A 20,387-nucleotide genomic window follows, 5' to 3' on the forward strand; every position below is an offset into this window, starting at 1 on the left:
TGCCTCACGTGATCGTCGGTGGGACGGTCGGATTCCCATCGGCGGTTGACTGTCCCGGTATCGCGGGTGCTGCTCCAGGTGTCGCTCCGTCCGGTCCGCTCGTCCCCCCGCCCTCCGGGTCCAGCAGGGCGCAGACGACGGTCAGCAGACGGTCGACGTCCACAGGTTTGGGCACGTACTCGTTCGCGCCCTGGGCGATCGACTTCTCACGGTCGCCGGGCATCGCCTTGGCGGTGAGAGCCACGATCGGCAGATCCGTCCACAGCGGGCTCCGTCTGATCGCCTCGATCGTCTCGTAACCATCCATCTCGGGCATCATGATGTCCATCAGGATCAGTTCGACGTCGGTGTTCCGCTCCAGCGTCTCGATGCCTTCCCGGCCGTTCTCCGCGTACAGCACGGGCATGCCCACCCGGCCCAGCACATGGGTGAGCGCGAAGACGTTGCGGATGTCGTCGTCCACGATGAGGACGCGCCGGCCCGTCAGGAGCCGGCCCCGGCCCGACCTCCACTCCTCCAGCTTGGTAGTGGTCGCCCAGCCGTCGTCCAGGTCCGCGCGCGGCATGTGCTCCGCGTGATGGCGCTCCGGCGAGGTCATCGGCACGTCGTGGACGTCATGGATGCCCAGACCGTCGTGGGAGCCGTCGCTGTCGGCGCCGATGTGGCCGGGGTAGAGGACGGGGACGTACAGCGTGAAGGTGGAGCCGCAGCCCGGCTCGCTCTCCGCGATGATGCGGCCGCCGAGCAGCCCGGCGATCTCCCGGCTGATCGACAGGCCCAGGCCCGTGCCGCCGTATTTGCGGTTGGTGGTCCCGTCGGCTTGCTGGAACGCCTCGAAGATCACCGGCAGTTTCTCGGGCGCGATGCCGATTCCGGTGTCCGTGACGGCGAAGGCGATCAGGTCGTCGATGCCCTTGAGCAGCTTGTTGTCGGGGTCCTTGAGCCGGCCCACCCTCAGCTCGACGCGGCCGCTGGAGGTGAACTTGATCGCGTTGGAGAGCAGATTGCGCAGGATCTGCTGGAGCCGCTGCTCGTCGGAGTACATCTCGCGCGGTACGTCCTCGGCGACCGCGACATCGAAGGCGAGACCGCGGTCGAGCGTGATCGGGCGGAAGGTGGCGTGGACGTAGTCGAGGAGTTTGATCAGCGGCAGCTTCTTCGGGCGCACATCCATCCGGCCCGCCTCGATCTTCGACAGGTCCAGGATGTCGTTGATCAGCTGGAGCAGGTCGGAGCCCGAGCGGTGGATCGTGGTGGCGAACTGCACTTCCTGGTCGGAGAGATGACCGTCCGGATTGTCGGAGAGCAGCCGGGCGAGGATCAGCAGGGAGTTCAGCGGGGTGCGCAGTTCGTGTGACATGTTCGCCAGGAACTCCGACTTGTACTGCGAGGAGGTGGCCAGAAGTGCCGCCTTCTCCTCCAGTTCCGCGTTGGAACGCTGCAACTCGGCCTGCTGGCGCTGGAGTTCGTCGGAACGCTCCTGGAGCTGGATGGCCAGGCGCTGGGACTCGCCGAGGAGCGATTCCGTACGGGAGTTGGCGATGATCGTGTTGATCGCGACGCCGATGGTGTTCACGAACTGGTCGAAGAAGGCCAGGTGGACATCGGAGAAGCGGGAGAAGGACGCCAGCTCGATGACGCCGAGCAGCTTGTCCTCGAAGAGGATCGGGATGATGACGACGCTGGCGGGGGACGCCTCGCCCAGCCCCGAGTTGATCTTGATGTAGTCCGGCGGGGCCTCCTCCAGGAGGATCCGCTTCTTCTCCAGGGCCGCCTGGCGCACAAGACCGTGTCCCGGCATGCCGGTCGTGTCGATGGTGGCGGACTGGGCCGAGCCGTACCCCGCGATGAAGGCGAGTCCCTTGGTGGTCGATGTCGTACGGGACGGAGTGCCGTCGCCGTCCGGGTCGGCCAGGAAGAAGGCGCCGTACTGCGCGTTCACCAGCGGGGTCAGCTCGCGCAGGATCAGGTCGGCGACCTCCATCAGATCGCGGTGGCCCTGCATCAGACCCGCCAGGCGGGCGAGGTTGGACTCCAGCCAGTCCTTGGCGCGGGTGGTCTCACGGAGGTTGGACACCATCAGGTTGATGTTGTCCTTCAGCTCGGAGACCTCACCCCGGGTCTCGACGGTGATCGAGCGGGACATGTCGCCCTGGGCGACGGCGGAGGCCACCTCGGCGATGGCGCGGACCTGGGTGGTGAGGTTGAGCGCGAGCTCGTTCACATTGGTGGTCAGGCGCTTCCAGGTGCCGTACACGCCCTCGACGCGCGCCTGGCCGCCGAGCTGGCCCTCGCTGCCCACCTCGCGGGCCACGCGCGTGACCTCGGAGGAGAACGAGGAGAGCGTGTCCACCATGGTGTTGATGGTGGTCTTGAGCTCCAGGATCTCGCCGCGGGCGTCCACGTCGATCTTCTTGGACAGGTCGCCCTGCGCCACGGCCGTCGCCACCTGGGCGATGTTCCTCACCTGTGAAGTGAGGTTGTCGGCCATGTAGTTGACGTTGTCGGTGAGGTCCTTCCACAGGCCGGTGACGCCGAGGACCTGGGCGCGGCCGCCGAGTCTGCCGTCCGTACCGACCTCGCGGGCGACCCTTGTCACCTCGTCGGCGAAGGCGCGCAGCTGCTCCACCATCGTGTTGACGGTGTCCTTGAGCTCAAGGATCTCGCCGCGGGCGTCGACGGTGATCTTCTTGGAGAGGTCGCCGTTGGCGACGGCGGTGGTGACCTGGGCGATGTTGCGGACCTGTGAGGTCAGGTTGGACGCCATGAAGTTGACGTTGTCCGTGAGGTCCTTCCAGACGCCGGAGACGCCGCGGACCTGGGCCTGGCCGCCGAGGTTTCCTTCGGTGCCGACTTCGCGGGCGACGCGGGTGACCTCGTCGGCGAAGGCGGAGAGCTGGTCGACCATGGTGTTGATGGTCGACTTGAGCTCCAGGATCTCGCCCTTCGCCTCGACCGTGATCTTCTTGCCGAGGTCGCCCTGGGCCACGGCCGTCGACACGAGTGCGATGTTCCTCACCTGTGAAGTGAGGTTGTCGGCCATGAAGTTGACGTTCTCGGTGAGGTCCTTCCAGACGCCGGAGACGCCGCGGACCTGGGCGCGGCCGCCGAGGTTTCCTTCGGTGCCGACTTCGCGGGCGACGCGGGTGACCTCGTCGGCGAAGGCGGAGAGCTGGTCGACCATGGTGTTGATGGTCGACTTGAGCTCCAAGATCTCGCCCTGGGCGTCGACGGTGATCTTCTGGGACAGGTCGCCGTTGGCGACGGCAGTGGTGACCTGGGCGATGTTGCGGACCTGTGAGGTCAGGTTGGACGCCATGAAGTTGACGTTGTCCGTGAGGTCCTTCCACACGCCGGAGACGCCGCGGACCTGGGCACGGCCGCCCAGCTGGCCCTCCGTGCCGACCTCGCGGGCCACGCGGGTGACCTCGTCGGCGAAGGCGGAGAGCTGGTCCACCATCGTGTTGACGGTGAGCTTCAGCTCCAGCAGCTCTCCGGTCGCCTCGACCGTGACCGTACGGGTCAGGTCGCCGCGGGCGACGGCCGTGGTCACCGCCGCGATGTCCCGTACCTGCGCGGTCAGCCGGGAGGCCATGGTGTTGACCGCTTCGGTCACATCCCGCCAACTCCCGGACAGGCCCTGGACCTTGGCGCGTCCGCCGAGGCGGCCCTCGGTGCCCACTTCGCGCGCGACGCGGGTCACTTCGCCGGTGAAGAGCGAGAGCTGGTCGACCATCTTGTTCACGGCACGGCCCAGCCGCCGCAGATCTCCGCGCAACTGGCGGTTGCCGTCGTGCAGATCGACCCGCTGGGTCAGATCGCCGCCGGCCACCGCGTCCAGCACACGGGTGGCGTTCGCCGCGGGCACCACGAGGGCGTCGAGAAGCGCGTTCGTACTGTTCACGCCGGAGGTCCAGGCGCCCTGGCCGGGGCTCGCCGCCAGCCGGTCGTCCAGGCGTCCGTGCCGTACGACTTCCCTGCGTACACGCGTCAGTTCATCCGTGAAGTGCTGATTGCGCACCGCGATCTGGTTGAACATCGCCGCCAGCTCGGCGGACATCCCTTCATGCGTCTCAGCCACCCGTATCTTGAAGTCCCCGTCCCGCAGAGCCGTCATGGCGGCCAGCAGAGGGCGGAGCTCCGAGGCCCGGATCCAGGCACCGTCGGGCGGCGGCTCGGCACCCGACGGGGAGGCCGACGGGGCGGGCAGCCCGGAGGACTGGGCGGGCGACAAAGCACTCTGTTCGTTCATAACCGCCCACTTCAGTGACTCGGCGCTTATGGGCAGGCTCAGTCTGTCACTCTGTCGGTGTCATAAGCGGCGCATTGCCAGAACCGACCAGGAGCCGCACAGTGGGGCCCATTCCGATGCAGCGAGACACCGTCCAGCGCACAACCCCGTTGTACCCACTACGGGATGACGCGCGGTCGGTTTCCCGCACGAGCCTGCCCGGAAACCCTCTCGCGCCCTGTGCCGCGCGACGTTTCGTACGAGCCGCACTCGCCGACTGGACCAACCTCGGACTGCTCGCCACCTGCGCCTACTGCCGGGGCACGGCGGGCCGCGGGGGCTGCCCGCCGGGCAGGCACAGTACGGACCGGCTCGCAGACGATGCCGTACTCGTCGTCAACGAGCTGGTGACAAACGCCGTAGTCCATGCGGGTACCACCGTCGAACTCCTCTGCCGGCTCGAGGAGTCGGCCGAGGGCGAGCCCGCCGCGCTGGTGATCGAGGTCTCCGACCACCACCCCGCCAGGACCGTACGCAACGAACCGCACGGCGAGGACCGCACCGGCACCCCCGAATACGGACGCGGCCTCCATCTCGTCGGCGCCCTCGCCGAGCGCTGGGGCATCACCTATCGCGCCGCCCTCAAGACCGTCTGGGCCCGCCTGCCCGTCGACGGACTGGAGTCCTGCCCCGTGCCGGGCGCCGAACCCGCGCTCCAGCGCGGGCTGCGCGCCGCCGAGATCCTCGCCCCCACGCCGCGGCGCACCGCCCGGGAGGACCCGGACTGGATCAGCCGAGGGGCGCTCTCCTTTCTCGCCGAAGCCTCCGACCTGCTCGCCGGACAGCTCGACGAGGACTTGGTCGCGGCGCTCGCCGGGCAGCTGCTGGTGCCACGGCTCGCCGACTGGTGCGCGATCTGGCTCGACGGCGAGGGCGGCCATCCCAGGTGGGGAACGGGCGGCCCGCTGGGAGCCGCGCCCCGGCTCGCGCGGGTCTGGCACAGCGACGAGTCCCGCATCGAGGAACTGCGCGAGACCCTCGGCAAGGAGCCCCCGCGGCTGCCCGACACCCCAGGCAACGGCCCCGTGCCGATCCCCTGGCCGCGCGAGGGCGAGCCTGGCGCGGGCACGGGGACGGTGCAGGCCTACCGTCTCGTCACCGGCGGGCGCGGTCTCGGCACGCTTCTCGTCGCCCGGCAGGGCCTGGCACGGGTGCCCGACGAAGTGACCGCGCTGATCGAGGACTTCGCGCGGCGGCTCTCCCTCGCGATCGGCGCGGCCCGGCAGTACACCCGGCAGGCCACCATCAGCAAAGTCCTCCAGCGGGGTCTGCTGCCCGGCAAGGTCGGCGAGATCCCCGGCGTGGACCGCTTTCTCGTGTACGAGCCGAGCGACGACGGAGTCGCGGGCGGCGACTTCTACGACATCTTCCCGGCGAGCTCCGGCGGCCGCTGGTGCTTCATGCTCGGCGACGTCCAGGGCAGCGGGCCCGAGGCCGCCGTCGTCACCGGCCTCGCCCGGCCCTGGCTGCGGCTGCTCGCCCGCGAGGGCTACCAGGTCGGCGAGGTGCTCGACCGGCTGAACGGACTGCTGCTCGACGACGCGATGGAAGCGGCGGAGGCGGCCGCGCTGATGGTCGCCGCTGCCGGCGGCCAGGGCCTGCCGGAAGGGCCGCAGGCCCGCTTCCTGTCCCTGCTCTACGGGGAGCTGGTGCGCTCGCCCCTGGGCGGTGTGCGGTGCACCGTCGCCAGCGCCGGGCATCCGCTGCCGCTGCTGCTGCGGCCCGACGGCACGGTGCGTACGGCGGCCGAGCCGCAGCTGCTGCTCGGGGTCGTCGACGAGGTTGCGTACCAGAGCCAGACCTTCGACCTGGAGCCCGGTGACACGCTGCTCTGCGTCACGGACGGGGTCACCGAGCGCCGCTCGGGGGCGCGGATGTTCGACGACGGCGACGGTCTCGCGACGGTGCTCGCGGGGTGTGCGGGGCTGACGGCGCAGGGGATCGCGGAACGGATCAAGCAGGCGGTGCACGAGTTCGCGGAGACGCCGCCGGGGGACGATCTCGCGCTGCTGGTGCTGCAGGCGATGTGAGCCTCGCGGGTGACGGACAATGGGGGGCATGCCTTCCGTACTGCCCGATGGTGAGCCCATGCCCGAGGACGGGGCGCTGCCCGCATCCGCCCTCGAGGAGGCCGCCGGCCGGCCGCTCGCCTTCTATCTGCATGTGCCGTACTGCGCGACGCGCTGCGGCTACTGCGATTTCAACACTTACACGGCGACCGAGCTGCGCGGCTCGGGCGGCGTCCTCGCCTCCCGCGACAACTACGCCGCGATGGTCACCGAGGAGATCCGCCTCGCCCGCAAGGTGCTCGGCGACGACCCGCGGCAGGTGAAGACGGTCTTCGTCGGGGGCGGTACGCCTACACTGCTCGCCGCCTCGGATCTCGTACGGATGCTGTCGGCGGTACGCGAGGAGTTCGGCCTCGCGGAGGACGCGGAGATCACCACCGAGGCGAACCCGGAATCGGTGGATCCGGCGTACCTGGCCGAGCTGCGGGAGGGCGGCTTCAACCGGGTGTCCTTCGGGATGCAGAGCGCTCGGCAGCACGTACTGAAGGTGCTGGACCGCACGCACACGCCGGGGCGGCCCGAGGCGTGCGTCGCGGAGGCGCGGGCGGCGGGCTTCCAGCATGTGAACCTCGATCTCATCTACGGCACGCCGGGGGAGAGCGACGACGACTGGCGCGCGTCCCTCGCGGCGGCGGTGGGTGCGGGGCCCGACCACATCTCGGCGTACGCGCTGATCGTGGAGGAGGGCACCCAGCTGGCGCGGCGCATCCGGCGCGGCGAGGTGCCGATGACCGACGACGACGTCCACGCGGACCGCTACCTGATCGCGGACTCGGTCCTCGCGGAGGCGGGCTTCGACTGGTACGAGGTCTCCAACTGGTCGACCTCACAGGCCGGCCGGTGCCTGCACAACGAGCTGTACTGGCGGGGCGCGGACTGGTGGGGCGCGGGCCCCGGAGCGCACAGCCACGTCGGCGGGGTGCGCTGGTGGAACGTGAAGCACCCGGGGGCGTATGCGGCAGCGCTGGCGGAAGGCCGGTCGCCGGGAGCGGGCCGTGAGGTGCTCGCGCCGGAGGACCGCCGGGTGGAGCGGGTGCTCCTGGAACTCCGCCTGCGCGAGGGCTGCGAACTGTCGCTGCTGCGGCCGGCGGGGCTGGCGGCGGCGGGGCGGGCGTTCTCGGACGGCCTGCTGGAGGCGGGGCCGTACGGGGAGGGACGGGCCGTGCTGACGCTGCGGGGGCGGTTGCTGGCGGACGCGGTGGTGCGGGACCTGGTGGATTAGGGGTGAGGTGGGTACGGGGTGCGCCTGCGGCGGGCCCGTCCCCTACCCGCCCTCCCCCTACGGCCTGGCGGCCGTGGGAGGTACCCCCACCCCGAACTGGGGCTCCGCCCCAGACCCCGCGCCTCAATCGCCGGCGGGGCCGGCAAGGTCCGGCGCCGTGACGAAATCGATCAGCTCCTCGACCCGCCCCAGCAGCTCCGGCTCCAGGTCCTTGTACGACCGCACCGCCGACAGAATCCGCTGCCACGCCGCCCCCGTGTTCTCCGGCCAGCCAAGCGCCCGGCAGACCCCCGTCTTCCAGTCCTGGCCCCGCGGGACCGACGGCCACGCGCGGATGCCCACCGAGGACGGCTTCACCGCCTCCCACACGTCGATGTACGGGTGGCCCACCACCAGTACGTCCTCGTCCGTGACCTCCGCCGCGATGCGGGACTCCTTCGAGCCCGGGACCAGATGGTCCACCAGCACCCCCAGGCGCGCGTCCGGGCCCGGGGCGAAGTCGCGGACGATCGACGGGAGGTCGTCGATGCCTTCCAGATATTCGACGACGACCCCCTCGATCCGCAGGTCGTCACCCCACACCCGCTCCACGAGCTCCGCGTCGTGGCGGCCCTCGACATAGATGCGCCCCGCCCGCGCCACCCGCGCACGCGCCCCGGGGACCGCGAGCGAGCCGGACGCGGTGCGGGCCGGGCGCACCGGAGCGGCGGCGGAGGGGCGCACGAGTGTGACGACGCGGCCCTCCAGCACGAAGCCACGCGGGACCATCGGGAACACCCGGTGCTTGCCGAAGCGGTCCTCCAGCGTGACCGTCGGCCCCTCCGCCGTCTTCTCGCAGCGGATCACCGCACCGCAGAAGCCCGTGCCGACCTCCTCGACGACCAGATCGGGCTCGGCCGGCACCTCCGGCGCGGGCTGCGACTTCTTCCAGGGCGGGGTCAGATCCGGGCTGTAGCTGCGCATTCGCCAGACGCTACGACACCCCGAAGCGCGCCGCCAGCAGCTCGCGTTGGGCGCGTACGAACGCCGCGTCGACGACCGCGCCGTGCCCCGGTACGTACGCCGCGTCCTCGCCGCCGAGCGACAGCAGCCGGTCCAGTGCCGCGGGCCAGCGGGAGGGGATCGCATCCGGGCCCGCCTGGGGTTCGCCCGACTCCTCCACGAGGTCGCCGCAGAAGACGACCTCCGGGCTGCCGGGCACCAGAACCGCCAGATCGTGGCCCGAGTGGCCGGGGCCGATGTTGGCCAGCAGCACCTGGCGGCCGCCCAGGTCCAGCGTCCACTCCCCGAACACCAGATGGTGCGGCGCCACCAGCACGTCGGCCGCCTCCGTCGCGTCGGCCTCGGTGACCCCGTGCCGTATCGCCGTGTCGCGGATCTCGTCCCGCTCCCGCCGCATCAGTTCGGCGATCCCGACCGCGCCGTACACCTCCGCGCCCGAGAACGCCGCAGTGCCCAGCACATGGTCGAAGTGGGGATGGCTCAGTGCGATATGCGTCACGCGGCGTCCGCCGAGCAGGGCCTCGGCCTGGGCCCGCAGCTCGGCGCCCTCGCGGAGTGTCGAGCCGGTGTCGTACAGGAGGACACCGTCCTCTCCGGCGATCAAACCACTGGTGGCATCCCAGCCGGGAAGCCTCCGGCGCCCCACCCCGTCGGCCAGCCGCTCCCAGCCGAAGTCTTCCCAACTGACGTCCATACCGCGACGCTATCCGCAACCGACCAGCACTGTCGCTCGGTGGCGTGGTCGGCCGCCCTTGCTAGGGATGTACCCCACGGCCGTACACTGGCACGGGGAAATGCTGGCACTCGTACGCATCGAGTGCCAAGCAGTCACCGAGGAATCACAGCTGGAGGTGTGCGCGATGCTCAGCGAACGCAGACTCGAGGTGCTGCGCGCCATCGTCCAGGACTATGTCGGCACCGAGGAGCCCGTCGGCTCCAAGGCGCTCACCGAGCGTCACAAGCTCGGGGTCTCCCCGGCCACCGTCCGCAACGACATGGCGGTGCTGGAGGAGGAAGGGTTCATCGCCCAGCCTCATACGAGCGCGGGGCGTATCCCCACGGACAAGGGCTACCGGCTCTTCGTCGACAAACTGGCAGGCGTCAAGCCGCTGTCGTCGCCCGAGCGTCGTGCCATCCAGAACTTCCTGGACGGAGCCGTCGACCTCGACGACGTCGTGGGCCGTACGGTACGGCTGCTGGCGCAGCTGACCCGGCAGGTCGCGGTGGTCCAGTACCCCTCGCTGACCCGCTCCACCGTCCGGCATGTGGAGCTCCTCTCCCTCGCGCCCGCCCGGCTGATGCTCGTGCTGATCACGGACACCGGACGGGTCGAGCAGCGCATGATCGACTGCCCCGCGCCTTTCGCGGAATCCTCGCTCGCGGACCTGCGGGCCCGGCTCAACAGCCGGGTCGTCGGGCGCCGCTTCGCGGATGTGCCGCAGCTGGTGCAGGACCTTCCCGACTCCTTCGAGGCGGAGGACCGGGGTACCGTTTCCACGGTGCTCTCGACCCTGCTCGAAACCCTGGTCGAGGAGACCGAGGAGCGGCTGATGATCGGCGGCACCGCCAATCTGACGCGCTTCGGACACGACTTCCCGCTGACGATCCGGCCGGTGCTCGAGGCTCTTGAGGAGCATGTGGTGCTCCTCAAGCTGCTCGGCGAGGCCAAGGAAGCGGGCGGCATGGGCATGACCGTGAAGATCGGTCATGAGAACGCCCACGAGGGCCTCAACTCCACGTCCGTCGTCGCGGTCGGCTACGGTTCGGGCGACGAGGCAGTTGCCAAACTCGGCGTGGTCGGACCGACCCGCATGGACTACCCCGGAACGATGGGAGCGGTACGCGCAGTGGCACGTTACGTCGGACAGATCCTGGCGGAGTCGTAAGTGGCCACGGACTACTACGCCGTACTCGGCGTACGCCGCGACGCGTCCCAGGACGAGATCAAGAAGGCCTTCCGCCGGCTTGCCCGTGAACTCCACCCGGATGTGAATCCGGACCCGAAGACGCAGGAGCGCTTCAAGGAGATCAACGCCGCGTACGAGGTGCTGTCGGACCCGCAGAAGAAGCAGGTCTACGACCTCGGCGGAGACCCGCTCTCGCAGGCGGGCGGCGGCGGCGCGGGCGGCTTCGGCGCCGGTGGCTTCGGGAACTTCTCGGACATCATGGACGCGTTCTTCGGTACGGCGTCGCAGCGCGGCCCCAGGTCGCGTACGCGGCGGGGCCAGGACGCGATGATCCGCCTGGAGATCGAGCTCAACGAGTCGGCCTTCGGCACGACGAAGGACATCCAGGTCGACACGGCCGTCGTCTGTACGACGTGTTCGGGTGAGGGCGCGGCGCCGGGTACCTCGGCGCAGACCTGCGACATGTGCCGCGGCCGTGGTGAGGTCTCGCAGGTGACGCGGTCCTTCCTCGGCCAGGTCATGACCTCGCGGCCGTGCCCGCAGTGCCAGGGCTTCGGAACGGTCGTGCCGACCCCGTGCCCCGAGTGTGCGGGCGACGGGCGGGTACGGTCCCGCCGCACCCTGACGGTCAAGATCCCGGCCGGTGTCGACAACGGCACACGCATCCAGCTCGCGGGCGAGGGCGAGGTCGGCCCGGGCGGTGGCCCCGCCGGCGACCTCTACGTCGAGATCCACGAGCTGCCGCACGCGGTGTTCCAGCGCCGGGGCGACGATCTGCACTGCACGGTGACGATCCCCATGACGGCGGCGGCGCTGGGCACGAAGTGCCCGCTGGAGACGCTGGACGGCATGGAGGAGGTCGACATCCGCCCGGGCACCCAGTCCGGACAGTCGATCCCGCTGCACGGGCGCGGCATCACGCATCTGCGGGGCGGGGGCCGTGGCGACCTGATCGTCCATGTCGAGGTGATGACCCCGTCGAAGCTGGACGTGGATCAGGAGCGGCTGCTGCGGGACCTGGCGAAGCTGCGCGGCGAGGAAAGGCCTACGGGTCAGTTCCAGCCGGGGCAGCAGGGACTGTTCTCCCGCCTGAAGGACGCGTTCAACGGGCGTTAGGCCCTCTCGAACGCCGGAGGGGCTGAATCATTCAGCCCCTCCGGCGTTTTCAGGACAGCGGCACGCACCCGCGGCGGTTGCGGAACGCCCGATTCGATGGGGCGCGAGCGGCATGGCACCATGCCTGCATGTCCTCCGCACTGACCGATCTTTGCCGTCACCCGATCGTGCAGGCCCCCATGGCGGGCGGCGCATCCTGCCCCCAGCTCGCCGCCGCCGTGTCCGAAGCCGGCGGGCTCGGGTTCCTCGCTGCCGGGTACAAGACCGCGGACGGCATGTACCAGGAGGTCAAACAGCTGCGCGGGCTCACCGCGCAGCCCTTCGGCGTCAATCTCTTCATGCCGCAGCCCAACACCGCCGACCCCGGTGCCGTCGAGATCTACCGGAATCAGCTCGCCGGTGAGGCCGCCTGGTACGAGACTCCACTCGGCGACCCCGACTCCGGTCGCGACGACGGATACGAGGCCAAGCTGGCCATCCTCCTCGACGACCCGGTGCCCGCCGTCTCCTTCACCTTCGGCTGCCCGACCCGCGATGTGCTCGACTCCTTCGCCAAGGCCGGGACCTTCACCGTCGTCACCGTCACCACACCCGAAGAGGCGCAGGCCGCGCAGTGGGCCGGGGCCGACGCCGTGTGTGTGCAGGGCATCGAGGCCGGCGGCCACCAGGGCACCCACCGCGACGACCCCGAGTCCGACGGCGCCGGGATCGGGCTGCTCTCGCTCATCGCGCTGATCCGCGAGACCGTGCAGCTTCCGCTCATCGCCGCGGGAGGGCTGATGCGCGGCGGCCAGATCGCGGGCGTGCTCGCGGCGGGGGCGGTCGCGGCGCAGCTCGGGACCGCGTTCCTGGTCTGCCCCGAGTCCGGTGCGAACGCGCTGCACAAGCAGGCCATGACGAATCCTTTGTTCGTACGCACCGAACTCACCCGCGCCTTCTCCGGGCGGCCCGCCCGCGGCCTCGTGAACCGCTTCATGCGCGAGCACGGCCCGTACGCGCCCGCCGCCTACCCCCAGGTGCACCACCTGACCAGCGGCCTGCGCAAGGCCGCGGCCAAGACGGGCGACGCGCAGGGTATGGCGCTGTGGGCCGGGCAGGGCCACCGGCTGGCGCGTGAGCTGCCCGCCGGCCGGCTGGTCGACGTCCTCGTCGCCGAAACGGACTCCGCGCGCGCCGCGCTGGCGCTGGGCGGTTCCCGATGACCGCGCCGGTCTTCGTCGTCGACTCCCTGGAGGGCGTCGGCCCGGGGGCGACCGTCACCCTGGACGGTCCCGAGGGGCGGCACGCCGTCTCCGTACGCAGGCTGCAGCCCGGCGAGGACATCGTGCTGACGGACGGCCGCGGGCGGGGGGCGGCGGGCGTCGTCCTGCGGACCGAGGGCAAGGACCGGCTGATCGTCGAACCGCGGGAGTTCCCGACGGAACCGGAGCCGGCCCCCCGTATCACCGTCGTGCAGGCGCTGCCCAAGGGCGACCGTGGTGAACTCGCCGTCGAGACGATGACGGAGACCGGAGTCGACGCGGTCGTGCCGTGGGCTGCCGCGCGCTGCATCACGCAGTGGAAGGGCGAACGGGCCGCCAAGTCGCTCGCGAAGTGGCGGGCGACGGCGCGCGAGGCGGGCAAACAGTCGCGCCGGCTCCGCTTCCCGGAGGTCGCGGACGCGGCAACGACCAAGCAGGTTGCGTCACTTCTGGCCGAAGCGGATTTCGCGGCGGTGCTGCACGAGGAGGGCGCCGAGCCGCTGGCCACGGCGGAGCTGCCCGCGGAGGGGTCGATCGTGCTGGTGGTGGGCCCCGAAGGGGGCGTGTCCCCGGAGGAGTTGGCGGCCTTCGCCGAGGCCGGCGCGAAGCCGTACCGGCTCGGGCACAGCGTGCTGCGCACGTCGACGGCGGGCACGGCGGCGACGGCGCTCCTGCTCGGCCGCACCGGCCGCTGGTCGTAGGACCCGTCCTCAATCTCCCCCAGACTTCGTCCGGGGGACCCCCAACGGGCTTGAGAGGTTCCGGCTCACCACCGCGTCGAACAGTGGCCAGCCGTCCAGTTCCGTCGTCCTGCCGTCTGCCGGCAGGACGCCGCGAGCCTCGGCCTCGTCCACGAAGCGGCGTACGACGCCAGGTTCATGCAGGTTGAGCCAGTGGTCCCGGTCGTCCGCCACCGTGCCCGAGGGGAGGTATGCATCGGGCGTGAGCCGCCCCGGACCCGCCCGGAAGACCAGTCGCAGCCGCGTCTGTGTGCCCTCGCGCCCGAGGGAGAGCACTTCGGCGCAGTGTTCGCCGGTGCTGTCTTGGTGGCGGTGCCGTACCGACCACAGATGGATGGTGTCGCCGACGACGAGGCGCCTGACCTTCCGGTTCGCTCCCATGACGTCAACCTAAGGTGTTCACGAGTGGCGACAAGCGGCCTACCGCAGCCGGTGACACAGTGGGAGGCTGCCTCTCATGGGGGCCTTGAGACGCGTACTCCACCCGCGCACCCTCGCGGCAATCTGCGCTGCCGCGGCCGCAGTTGTGGGTGTAGCGGCCTGTGAACCGTCGACCGGCGGTCTGAGCTCCGTCGCGGTCGCGGTCACCACCGACAAGACGGCGACCAGCACTCTGGAGCGGATCGGCTTCAAGGTGCGCTGGCTCAGTTGTACGGCGAACATCGACGGCGGCCAAGCGCCTGCCACCGCCTCCGCGTCCCCCTCCAGGCCGAGCGTGGCCACCGTCGACTGTCACGGTGAGACCGAATCCGGCCAGGACATCACGCTCAAGGGCAAGGTGACGGACGAGCGTTCCGGCACCTGCGTACGCGGGCGTCTCGTCGCGAAGGTCGGCGGCAAGGTTGTCTTCGAGGCGAGCGTGCTCGGCAACTGCGGTGCCGCGCCCAGCAGTACGCCGCCGACCCGGCCGCCGGGCGGGCCGGCGCGTCCCACCGTCACCGTCACGGTGACCGTGACCGAGACGGCCGACGCGCCGGCCAAGTGATCCGAAAGCCGTGACCGGGCGGCGGCCGCCTGCCTAGGGTGACGGTGTGACGCACCCTGCCTACCTCCGGTATCCGCATGTCCACGGCGAGTTGATCGCCTTCACCGCAGAGGACGACGTCTGGGTCGCCCCGCTCGACGGCGGCCGCGCGTGGCGCGTCAGCGCCGACAACGTTCCGGTGAACCATCCGAGGATCTCTCCCGACGGCACGCACATAGCGTGGTCCTCACAGCGGGCAGGCGCCCCCGAGGTGCATCTCGCGCCCGTCGACGGCGGTCCGACGAACCGCCTGACGTACTGGGGAAGCGCCAAGACGTCCGTCCGCGGCTGGACCCCCGACGGCCAGGTCCTCGCGATCACCACCCACGGCCAGGCCTCGCTGCGCCGCACCTGGGCGCGCGCCGTGCCGCTCGACGGCGGGCCCGCGGCCGTGCTGCCGTACGGGCCCGTGGCCGACGTGGCACACGGGCCGCACACCGTCCTGCTCTCCGCCACGATGGGCCGGGAGGCCGCCGCCTGGAAGCGCTACCGGGGCGGCACCGCGGGCAAGTTGTGGATAGACCGGGACGGCGAGGGCGAGTTCGTACGCCTCCACGAGGAGCTCGACGGGAACATCGAGTACCCGCTCTGGGTGGGGGACCGGATCGCCTTCCTCTCCGACCACGAAGGCACCGGCGCGCTCTATTCGTCGGCGGCCGACGGCTCTGGCCTGCGGCGGCACACCCCCCTCGACGGCTTCTACGCCCGCCACGCCGCCACCGACGGCACCCGCGTCGTCTACGCGTCCGCCGGTGAACTGTGGCTCCTCGACAGCCTGGACGCCGCCGAGCCGCGCCGGCTCGACATCCGCCTCGGCGGCCAGCGCACCGATCTGCGCCCCCGCCCCGTCAAGGCCGACCACCACTTCGGCACCGCGACCCCCGACCACACGGGCCGCGGCAGCGCCGTGGAGGTCCGCGGCACGATCCACTGGGTCACCCACCGGGAGGGGCCCGCGCGGGCGCTCGCCGCGGAGCCCGGCGTACGGGCCAGGCTGCCCCGCACCTTCCGCGTCGAGGGTGAGGAACAGGTCGTCTGGGTCACCGACGCCGAGGGCGAGGACGCACTCGAATTCGCCCCGGCCACCGGCCCCGCGCCCGGCGCGACACCCCGCAGGCTCGGCGCGGGACGGCTCGGCCGCGTACTGAGCCTCGCCGTCGCACCGGACGGCAGCCGCGCCGCCGTCGCCTCGCACGACGGCCGCGTCCTGCTCGTCGAACGGGAGTCGGGCGAGGTCCGCGAGGTCGACCGCAGCGAGCACGGCGACGCCACCGGCCTCGCCTTCTCGCCCGACTCCGGCTGGCTCGCCTGGTCGCACGCGGGACCCGAACCGCTGCGCCAGCTCAAGCTCGCCAACACCGCCGATCTGTCGGTCTCCGAGGCGACCCCGCTGCGCTTCTGCGACTACCAGCCCGCTTTCACGCTCGACGGAAAGCACCTCGCGTTCCTCTCCGAGCGCGCCTTCGACCCGGTCTACGACACACATGTCTTTGACCTGGCCTTCGTCCGCGGCTGCCGCCCGCATCTGATCACGCTGGCGGCCACCACGCCCTCACCGTTCGGGCCGCAGCGCCACGGCCGGGCGTTCGAGACGGACAAGGACAAGGACCAGGGACGGCAGGACAGCGAGGACGGCGGCGTCCCCGTGACCCGTATCGACCTCGAAGGGCTCGCCGACCGGATAGTGCCCTTCCCCGTCGAGGCCGCCAGCTACTCCACGCTGCGCGCCGCCAAGGACGGACTGCTGTGGCTGAGCCATCCGCTGCGCGGCGTCCTCGGCGCGACCCGCGCGACGCCCGACGACCCGGGGCCCCAGACCGCCCTGGAGCGGTACGACCTCGTCCAGCAGCGGATCGAGGAGCTTGCCCCGGACGCGACGAGCTTCTCCGTCAGCGGCGACGGCAAGCGGGTGCTGCTGTACACCGACGGCAAGCTCAAGGTGGTCCCGAGCGACCGCAGGGCCTCACGCGACGAGGAGAGCGACTCCAACATCACCGTCGACCTCTCGCGGGTGCGCGGCACCGTCGACCCGGCCGCCGAGTGGCGGCAGATGTACGACGAGGCCGGGCGGCTGATGCGCGACAACTTCTGGCGCGCGGACCTCGGCGGCGTCGACTGGGACGGCGTACTGGACCGCTACCGCCCGATCCTGTCCAGGGTGGCCACCCATGACGATCTGATGGATCTGCTCTGGGAGGTGCAGGGTGAGCTGGGCACCTCGCACGCCTACGTGACACCGCGCGGCGGGTACGGAAGCGCGAGCACCCGCCAGGGCCTGCTCGGCGCGGACATCTCCCGCGATGCGGACGGCGCCTGGCGCATCGACCGCGTCCTGCCGTCCGAGACGTCCGACCCGAACGCCCACTCACCGCTCGCCGCGCCCGGCGTCGCGGTCCGCGCGGGCGACGCGATCCTCGCCGTGGACGGCAGGCCGGTGGACCCCGTCGCCGGGCCCGGACCGCTGCTCGTGGGCGCCGCGGGCAAGCCCGTCGAACTGACCGTCTCCCCGGCGGGCGGCGGCGATCCGCGCCACGCCGTCGTCGTACCGCTCTCGGACGAGGAGCCGCTGCGCTACCACGCCTGGGTGGCGGACCGGCGTGCCTACGTCCACGAGAAGTCCGGCGGCCGCCTCGGCTATCTGCACGTCCCCGACATGCAGGCGCCCGGCTGGGCCCAGATCCACCGGGATCTGCGGATCGAGGTGGCGTGCGAGGGCCTGGTGGTGGACGTACGTGAGAACCGCGGCGGGCACACCTCCCAGCTCGTCGTCGAGAAGCTGGCGCGCCGGATCGTGGGCTGGGACCTGCCGCGCGGGATGCAGCCGTACAGCTACCCGCAGGACGCGCCGCGCGGCCCGGTGGTCGCGGTGGCGAACGAGTTCTCGGGCTCGGACGGCGACATCGTCAACGCGGCGATCAAGGCGCTCGGCATCGGCCCGGTGGTGGGGACGCGCACCTGGGGCGGCGTCGTCGGCATCGACAGCCGGTACTCCCTGGTGGACGGGACGCTCGTCACCCAGCCCAAGTACGCCTTCTGGCTGGAGGGATACGGCTGGGGCGTGGAGAACCACGGCGTCGACCCGGACGTCGAGGTGGTGACCACCCCGCAGGACCATGCGGCGGGGCGTGACCCGCAGCTGGACGAGGCGGTACGCATCGCGCTCGCGGTGCTGTCCGAGAACCCGGCGAAGACTCCTCCGGACCTTCCCTCGTAGGGCTCTGCTGCGACGCCGGGCGCCGGTCCTCAGCGACCGCGCCCGGCGGCGGCGTGGGTGGCCTATACGATGCAAGTCGTAGTGGAACCACGCGAGGAGGATCCCGGCATGGCGGGAGAACCGCAGGCTGACTGCCTGTTCTGCAAGATCGTCGCGGGGGATGTGCCCGCCACCGTCGTGCGGGAGACCGAGCGGATCGTCGCCTTCCGCGACATCAATCCCCAGGCTCCCACCCACATCCTGGTCATCCCCAAGGCGCACTACCGCGATGCCGCCTCGCTCGCCGCCGCCGAGCCGCGGCTCGCGGCCGATGTGCTGCGCGAGGCGGGCGAGGTCGCCGCCGAGGAGAAGGTCGACGGCGCCGGTTACCGGATCGTCTTCAACACCGGAAGCGGCGCGGGCCAGACCGTCTTCCACGCCCACGCGCATCTGCTGGGCGGCCGCGGTCTCGAATGGCCCCCGGGATAGAGAAAGCCGACTCGCCTTGTCCGTACGTGAATTGGTCGTGCTCGGCACCGCCAGTCAGGTCCCGACCCGCCACCGCAACCACAACGGCTACCTGCTGCGCTGGGACGGCGAAGGCATACTCTTCGACCCCGGCGAGGGCACGCAGCGCCAGATGCTGCGGGCCGGGGTGGCAGCGCACGACATCAACCGGATCTGCGTCACCCACTTCCACGGCGACCACTCCCTCGGACTCGCCGGGGTGATCCAGCGCATCAACCTCGACCGGGTCCCGCACGAGGTGTCCGCGCACTATCCGGCGAGCGGGCAGCGCTTCTTCGACCGGCTGCGGTACGCGACGGCCTACCGCGAGACCGTCGAGCTGATCCAGGCCCCCGTCGCCGCCGACGGGGTGCTGGCCGAGAACGGCTCGTACACCCTGGACGCCCGCAAGCTCTCGCACCCCGTCGAGTCGTACGGCTACCGCATCACCGAGCCGGACGGCCGCCGCATGCTGCCCGAGAAGCTCGCCGCGCACGGCATCAAGGGCCCCGACGTGGGGCGGCTCCAGCGCGAGGGCGAGGTGAACGGCGTCACCCTGGCCGAGGTCAGCGAGGTCCGCCGAGGTCAGCGGTTCGCCTTCGTCATGGACACCCGCCTCTGCGACGGCGTGCACGCGCTCGCGGACGGCTGCGACATGCTCGTCATCGAGTCGACCTTCCTCGACGAGGACGAACAACTGGCAACTGACCACGGCCACTTGACCGCCGGTCAGGCAGCGCGGGCCGCCCGCGACGCGGGAGTGCGGCATCTGGTTCTCACCCACTTCTCGCAGCGCTACAGCGACCCGGAGGAATTCGAGCGGCAGGCACGCGCGGCCGGGTTCGAGGGCGAACTGACCATCGCCCAGGACCTGTTGCGCGTCCCCCTGCCCAAACGCCACCAGTGAACGAGGCGAGAGCCGTGTCCCCCCAGCCCCTCCCCAAGGCCGAACTGCACCTCCACATCGAAGGCACCCTCGAACCCGGACTCGCCTTCGCACTCGCCGCGCGCAACGGCGTGGAACTGCCGTACAAGAACACCGAGGAGCTGCGCCGCGCCTATCTCTTCGAGGATCTGCAGTCCTTCCTCGACCTCTACTACGGCCTGATGGCCGTCCTGCACACCGAGGACGACTTCGCCGAACTCGCCGAGGCGTATCTCGCACGCGCCGCCGAGCAGGGCGTACGGCACGCGGAGATCTTCTTCGACCCGCAGGCGCACACCGCGCGCGGCGTCCCGATCGGCACGGTGATCGAAGGGCTGGCCCGCGCGCTGGACCACAGCGAGGAGCGGCACGGCATCTCGACGCGGCTGATCATGTGCTTCCTGCGGGACGAGTCCGCCGAGTCGGCGATGCAGACGCTCGCGGCCGCGAAGCCGTATCTGCACCGGATCACGGCCGTGGGCCTCGACTCGGCGGAGGTCGGCCATCCGCCGTCGAAGTTCCGCGAGGTCTACGAGGCGGCGGCGGCGCTCGGACTGCGCCGGGTCGCCCACGCTGGCGAGGAGGGCCCGCCGGCGTACATCACCGAGGCCCTGGACGTCCTCGGCATCGAACGCGTCGACCACGGCCTGCGCTGCATGGAAGACCCCCAGCTCGTCGAACGCCTGGTCCGCGAGCGGATCCCGCTGACGCTCTGCCCCTTGTCGAACGTCCGCCTGCGCGCGGTCGACACCCTGGAGGACCACCCGCTGCCCCGGATGATGGCGGCGGGCCTGCTGTGCACGGTGAACTCGGACGACCCGGCGTACTTCGGTGGGTACGTCGGGGAGACGTTCTACGCGGTGCGGGAGGCGCTGGGGCTGGACGAGGGGGCTCTGCGGGAGCTGGCGCGGAACTCGTTCGTGGCGGCGTTTCTGGATGACGACGAGGGGCGGCGGGCGGGGCTGATCGCGGAGGTGGAGGCGTACGAGTTCGGTCGGTAGGCGGTGCGGGGGCGGCAGGGCCGCACATTCAGCCCCTCCGGCGTTTGAGGAGCGGGGTCTGGGGCGGAGCCCCAGTTCGGGAAGGGGCGGGGTGGGGAACAGGCCCGCGCAGCGGTACCGCCCCGGCCGCGACGTCCCATTGACGGCCC

Annotated in this window: 15 protein-coding genes; 11 read left to right on the top strand and 4 right to left on the bottom strand. The window is 71.1% G+C overall.

Translation table 11 applies throughout. The features are described from left to right. Positions 1 to 4: 4 nt before the first annotated feature. Positions 5 to 4,117, bottom strand: coding sequence for a HAMP domain-containing protein (locus OHA61_RS26330; protein ID WP_406307471.1), 4,113 nt, complete (start codon positions 4,115 to 4,117; stop codon positions 5 to 7). A 251-nt stretch (positions 4,118 to 4,368) separates the two neighbouring features. Between OHA61_RS26330 and OHA61_RS26335 the strand changes: the two genes are divergently transcribed. Further along, on the top strand, positions 4,369 to 6,321 hold the full coding sequence (locus OHA61_RS26335; protein ID WP_406305103.1) for a SpoIIE family protein phosphatase: 1,953 nt from the start codon (positions 4,369 to 4,371) through the stop codon (positions 6,319 to 6,321). Between the two features lie 28 nt (positions 6,322 to 6,349). Further along, a complete protein-coding gene (hemW, locus tag OHA61_RS26340) occupies positions 6,350 to 7,582 on the top strand; it encodes a radical SAM family heme chaperone HemW (protein ID WP_406305104.1) in 1,233 nt (410 codons plus the stop codon). Positions 7,583 to 7,705: 123 nt separating this feature from the next. On the opposite strand, the gene OHA61_RS26345 is transcribed toward hemW, so the two are convergent. Then, on the bottom strand, positions 7,706 to 8,545 hold the full coding sequence (locus tag OHA61_RS26345) for a DUF3097 domain-containing protein (RefSeq protein WP_406305105.1): 840 nt from the start codon (positions 8,543 to 8,545) through the stop codon (positions 7,706 to 7,708). 10 nt (positions 8,546 to 8,555) lie between these two features. Next, entirely contained in the window at positions 8,556 to 9,278 is a 723-nt protein-coding gene (locus tag OHA61_RS26350) for an MBL fold metallo-hydrolase (protein WP_406305106.1), read from the bottom strand. A gap of 166 nt (positions 9,279 to 9,444) precedes the next feature. On the opposite strand from OHA61_RS26350, the gene hrcA reads away from it, so the two are divergent. The 4 genes from hrcA to OHA61_RS26370 all read left to right on the top strand — a co-directional run bounded on the left by hrcA (position 9,445) and on the right by OHA61_RS26370 (position 13,549). Further along, positions 9,445 to 10,470 carry a heat-inducible transcriptional repressor HrcA gene (gene hrcA, locus OHA61_RS26355; RefSeq protein WP_324977532.1) on the top strand — a complete coding sequence of 342 codons (1,026 nt, stop codon included), beginning with the start codon at positions 9,445 to 9,447 and terminating at the stop codon, positions 10,468 to 10,470. After that, positions 10,471 to 11,607 carry a molecular chaperone DnaJ gene (gene dnaJ / locus OHA61_RS26360; RefSeq protein ID WP_266476475.1) on the top strand — a complete coding sequence of 379 codons (1,137 nt, stop codon included), beginning with the start codon at positions 10,471 to 10,473 and terminating at the stop codon, positions 11,605 to 11,607. A 128-nt stretch (positions 11,608 to 11,735) separates the two neighbouring features. Continuing rightward, positions 11,736 to 12,809 carry a nitronate monooxygenase gene (locus OHA61_RS26365; RefSeq protein WP_406305107.1) on the top strand — a complete coding sequence of 358 codons (1,074 nt, stop codon included), beginning with the start codon at positions 11,736 to 11,738 and terminating at the stop codon, positions 12,807 to 12,809. Further along, the gene (locus OHA61_RS26370) at positions 12,806 to 13,549 is read left to right on the top strand and encodes a 16S rRNA (uracil(1498)-N(3))-methyltransferase (protein WP_406305108.1); all 744 of its coding nucleotides are present in this window, start codon (positions 12,806 to 12,808) and stop codon (positions 13,547 to 13,549) included. Before OHA61_RS26365 ends, OHA61_RS26370 begins: the two co-directional genes overlap by 4 nt. Positions 13,550 to 13,558: 9 nt before the next feature. Here OHA61_RS26370 and OHA61_RS26375 read toward each other — a convergent pair whose 3' ends face one another. After that, the gene (locus OHA61_RS26375) at positions 13,559 to 13,969 is read right to left on the bottom strand and encodes a hypothetical protein (protein ID WP_406305109.1); all 411 of its coding nucleotides are present in this window, start codon (positions 13,967 to 13,969) and stop codon (positions 13,559 to 13,561) included. 76 nt (positions 13,970 to 14,045) lie between these two features. On the opposite strand from OHA61_RS26375, the gene OHA61_RS26380 reads away from it, so the two are divergent. The 5 genes from OHA61_RS26380 to OHA61_RS26400 all read left to right on the top strand — a co-directional run bounded on the left by OHA61_RS26380 (position 14,046) and on the right by OHA61_RS26400 (position 20,238). Then, complete coding sequence (locus tag OHA61_RS26380; protein WP_406305110.1) at positions 14,046 to 14,573, top strand: hypothetical protein; 528 nt, start codon at positions 14,046 to 14,048, stop codon at positions 14,571 to 14,573. Positions 14,574 to 14,619: 46 nt separating this feature from the next. Further along, positions 14,620 to 17,826 carry a S41 family peptidase gene (locus OHA61_RS26385; RefSeq protein ID WP_406305111.1) on the top strand — a complete coding sequence of 1,069 codons (3,207 nt, stop codon included), beginning with the start codon at positions 14,620 to 14,622 and terminating at the stop codon, positions 17,824 to 17,826. Positions 17,827 to 17,934: 108 nt separating this feature from the next. Continuing rightward, positions 17,935 to 18,294: a histidine triad nucleotide-binding protein gene (locus OHA61_RS26390; protein ID WP_406305112.1), complete on the top strand. Its 360-nt coding sequence runs from the start codon at positions 17,935 to 17,937 to the stop codon at positions 18,292 to 18,294. A 16-nt stretch (positions 18,295 to 18,310) separates the two neighbouring features. Further along, positions 18,311 to 19,219: a ribonuclease Z gene (locus tag OHA61_RS26395; protein WP_406305113.1), complete on the top strand. Its 909-nt coding sequence runs from the start codon at positions 18,311 to 18,313 to the stop codon at positions 19,217 to 19,219. 14 nt (positions 19,220 to 19,233) lie between these two features. After that, positions 19,234 to 20,238 (top strand): adenosine deaminase, encoded by a 1,005-nt coding sequence (locus OHA61_RS26400; protein WP_406305114.1) that lies wholly within the window; start codon positions 19,234 to 19,236, stop codon positions 20,236 to 20,238. Positions 20,239 to 20,387 lie beyond the last annotated feature (149 nt).

It is taken from the genome of Streptomyces sp. NBC_00885 (assembly GCF_045207475.1).
Taxonomy (GTDB): Bacteria; Actinomycetota; Actinomycetes; order Streptomycetales; family Streptomycetaceae; genus Streptomyces.

Bases quoted from the DNA above. Each gene is read 5' to 3' on its own strand.
- OHA61_RS26330 (WP_406307471.1), bottom strand. From the start codon at position 4,117: ATGACGGCTCTGCGGGACGGGGACTTCAAGATACGGGTGGCTGAGACG.
- OHA61_RS26335 (WP_406305103.1), top strand. From the start codon at position 4,369: ATGCAGCGAGACACCGTCCAGCGCACAACCCCGTTGTACCCACTACGG.
- hemW (WP_406305104.1), top strand. From the start codon at position 6,350: ATGCCTTCCGTACTGCCCGATGGTGAGCCCATGCCCGAGGACGGGGCG.
- OHA61_RS26345 (WP_406305105.1), bottom strand. From the start codon at position 8,545: ATGCGCAGCTACAGCCCGGATCTGACCCCGCCCTGGAAGAAGTCGCAG.
- OHA61_RS26350 (WP_406305106.1), bottom strand. From the start codon at position 9,278: ATGGACGTCAGTTGGGAAGACTTCGGCTGGGAGCGGCTGGCCGACGGG.
- hrcA (WP_324977532.1), top strand. From the start codon at position 9,445: ATGCTCAGCGAACGCAGACTCGAGGTGCTGCGCGCCATCGTCCAGGAC.
- OHA61_RS26365 (WP_406305107.1), top strand. From the start codon at position 11,736: ATGTCCTCCGCACTGACCGATCTTTGCCGTCACCCGATCGTGCAGGCC.
- OHA61_RS26370 (WP_406305108.1), top strand. From the start codon at position 12,806: ATGACCGCGCCGGTCTTCGTCGTCGACTCCCTGGAGGGCGTCGGCCCG.
- OHA61_RS26375 (WP_406305109.1), bottom strand. From the start codon at position 13,969: ATGGGAGCGAACCGGAAGGTCAGGCGCCTCGTCGTCGGCGACACCATC.
- OHA61_RS26380 (WP_406305110.1), top strand. From the start codon at position 14,046: ATGGGGGCCTTGAGACGCGTACTCCACCCGCGCACCCTCGCGGCAATC.
- OHA61_RS26390 (WP_406305112.1), top strand. From the start codon at position 17,935: ATGGCGGGAGAACCGCAGGCTGACTGCCTGTTCTGCAAGATCGTCGCG.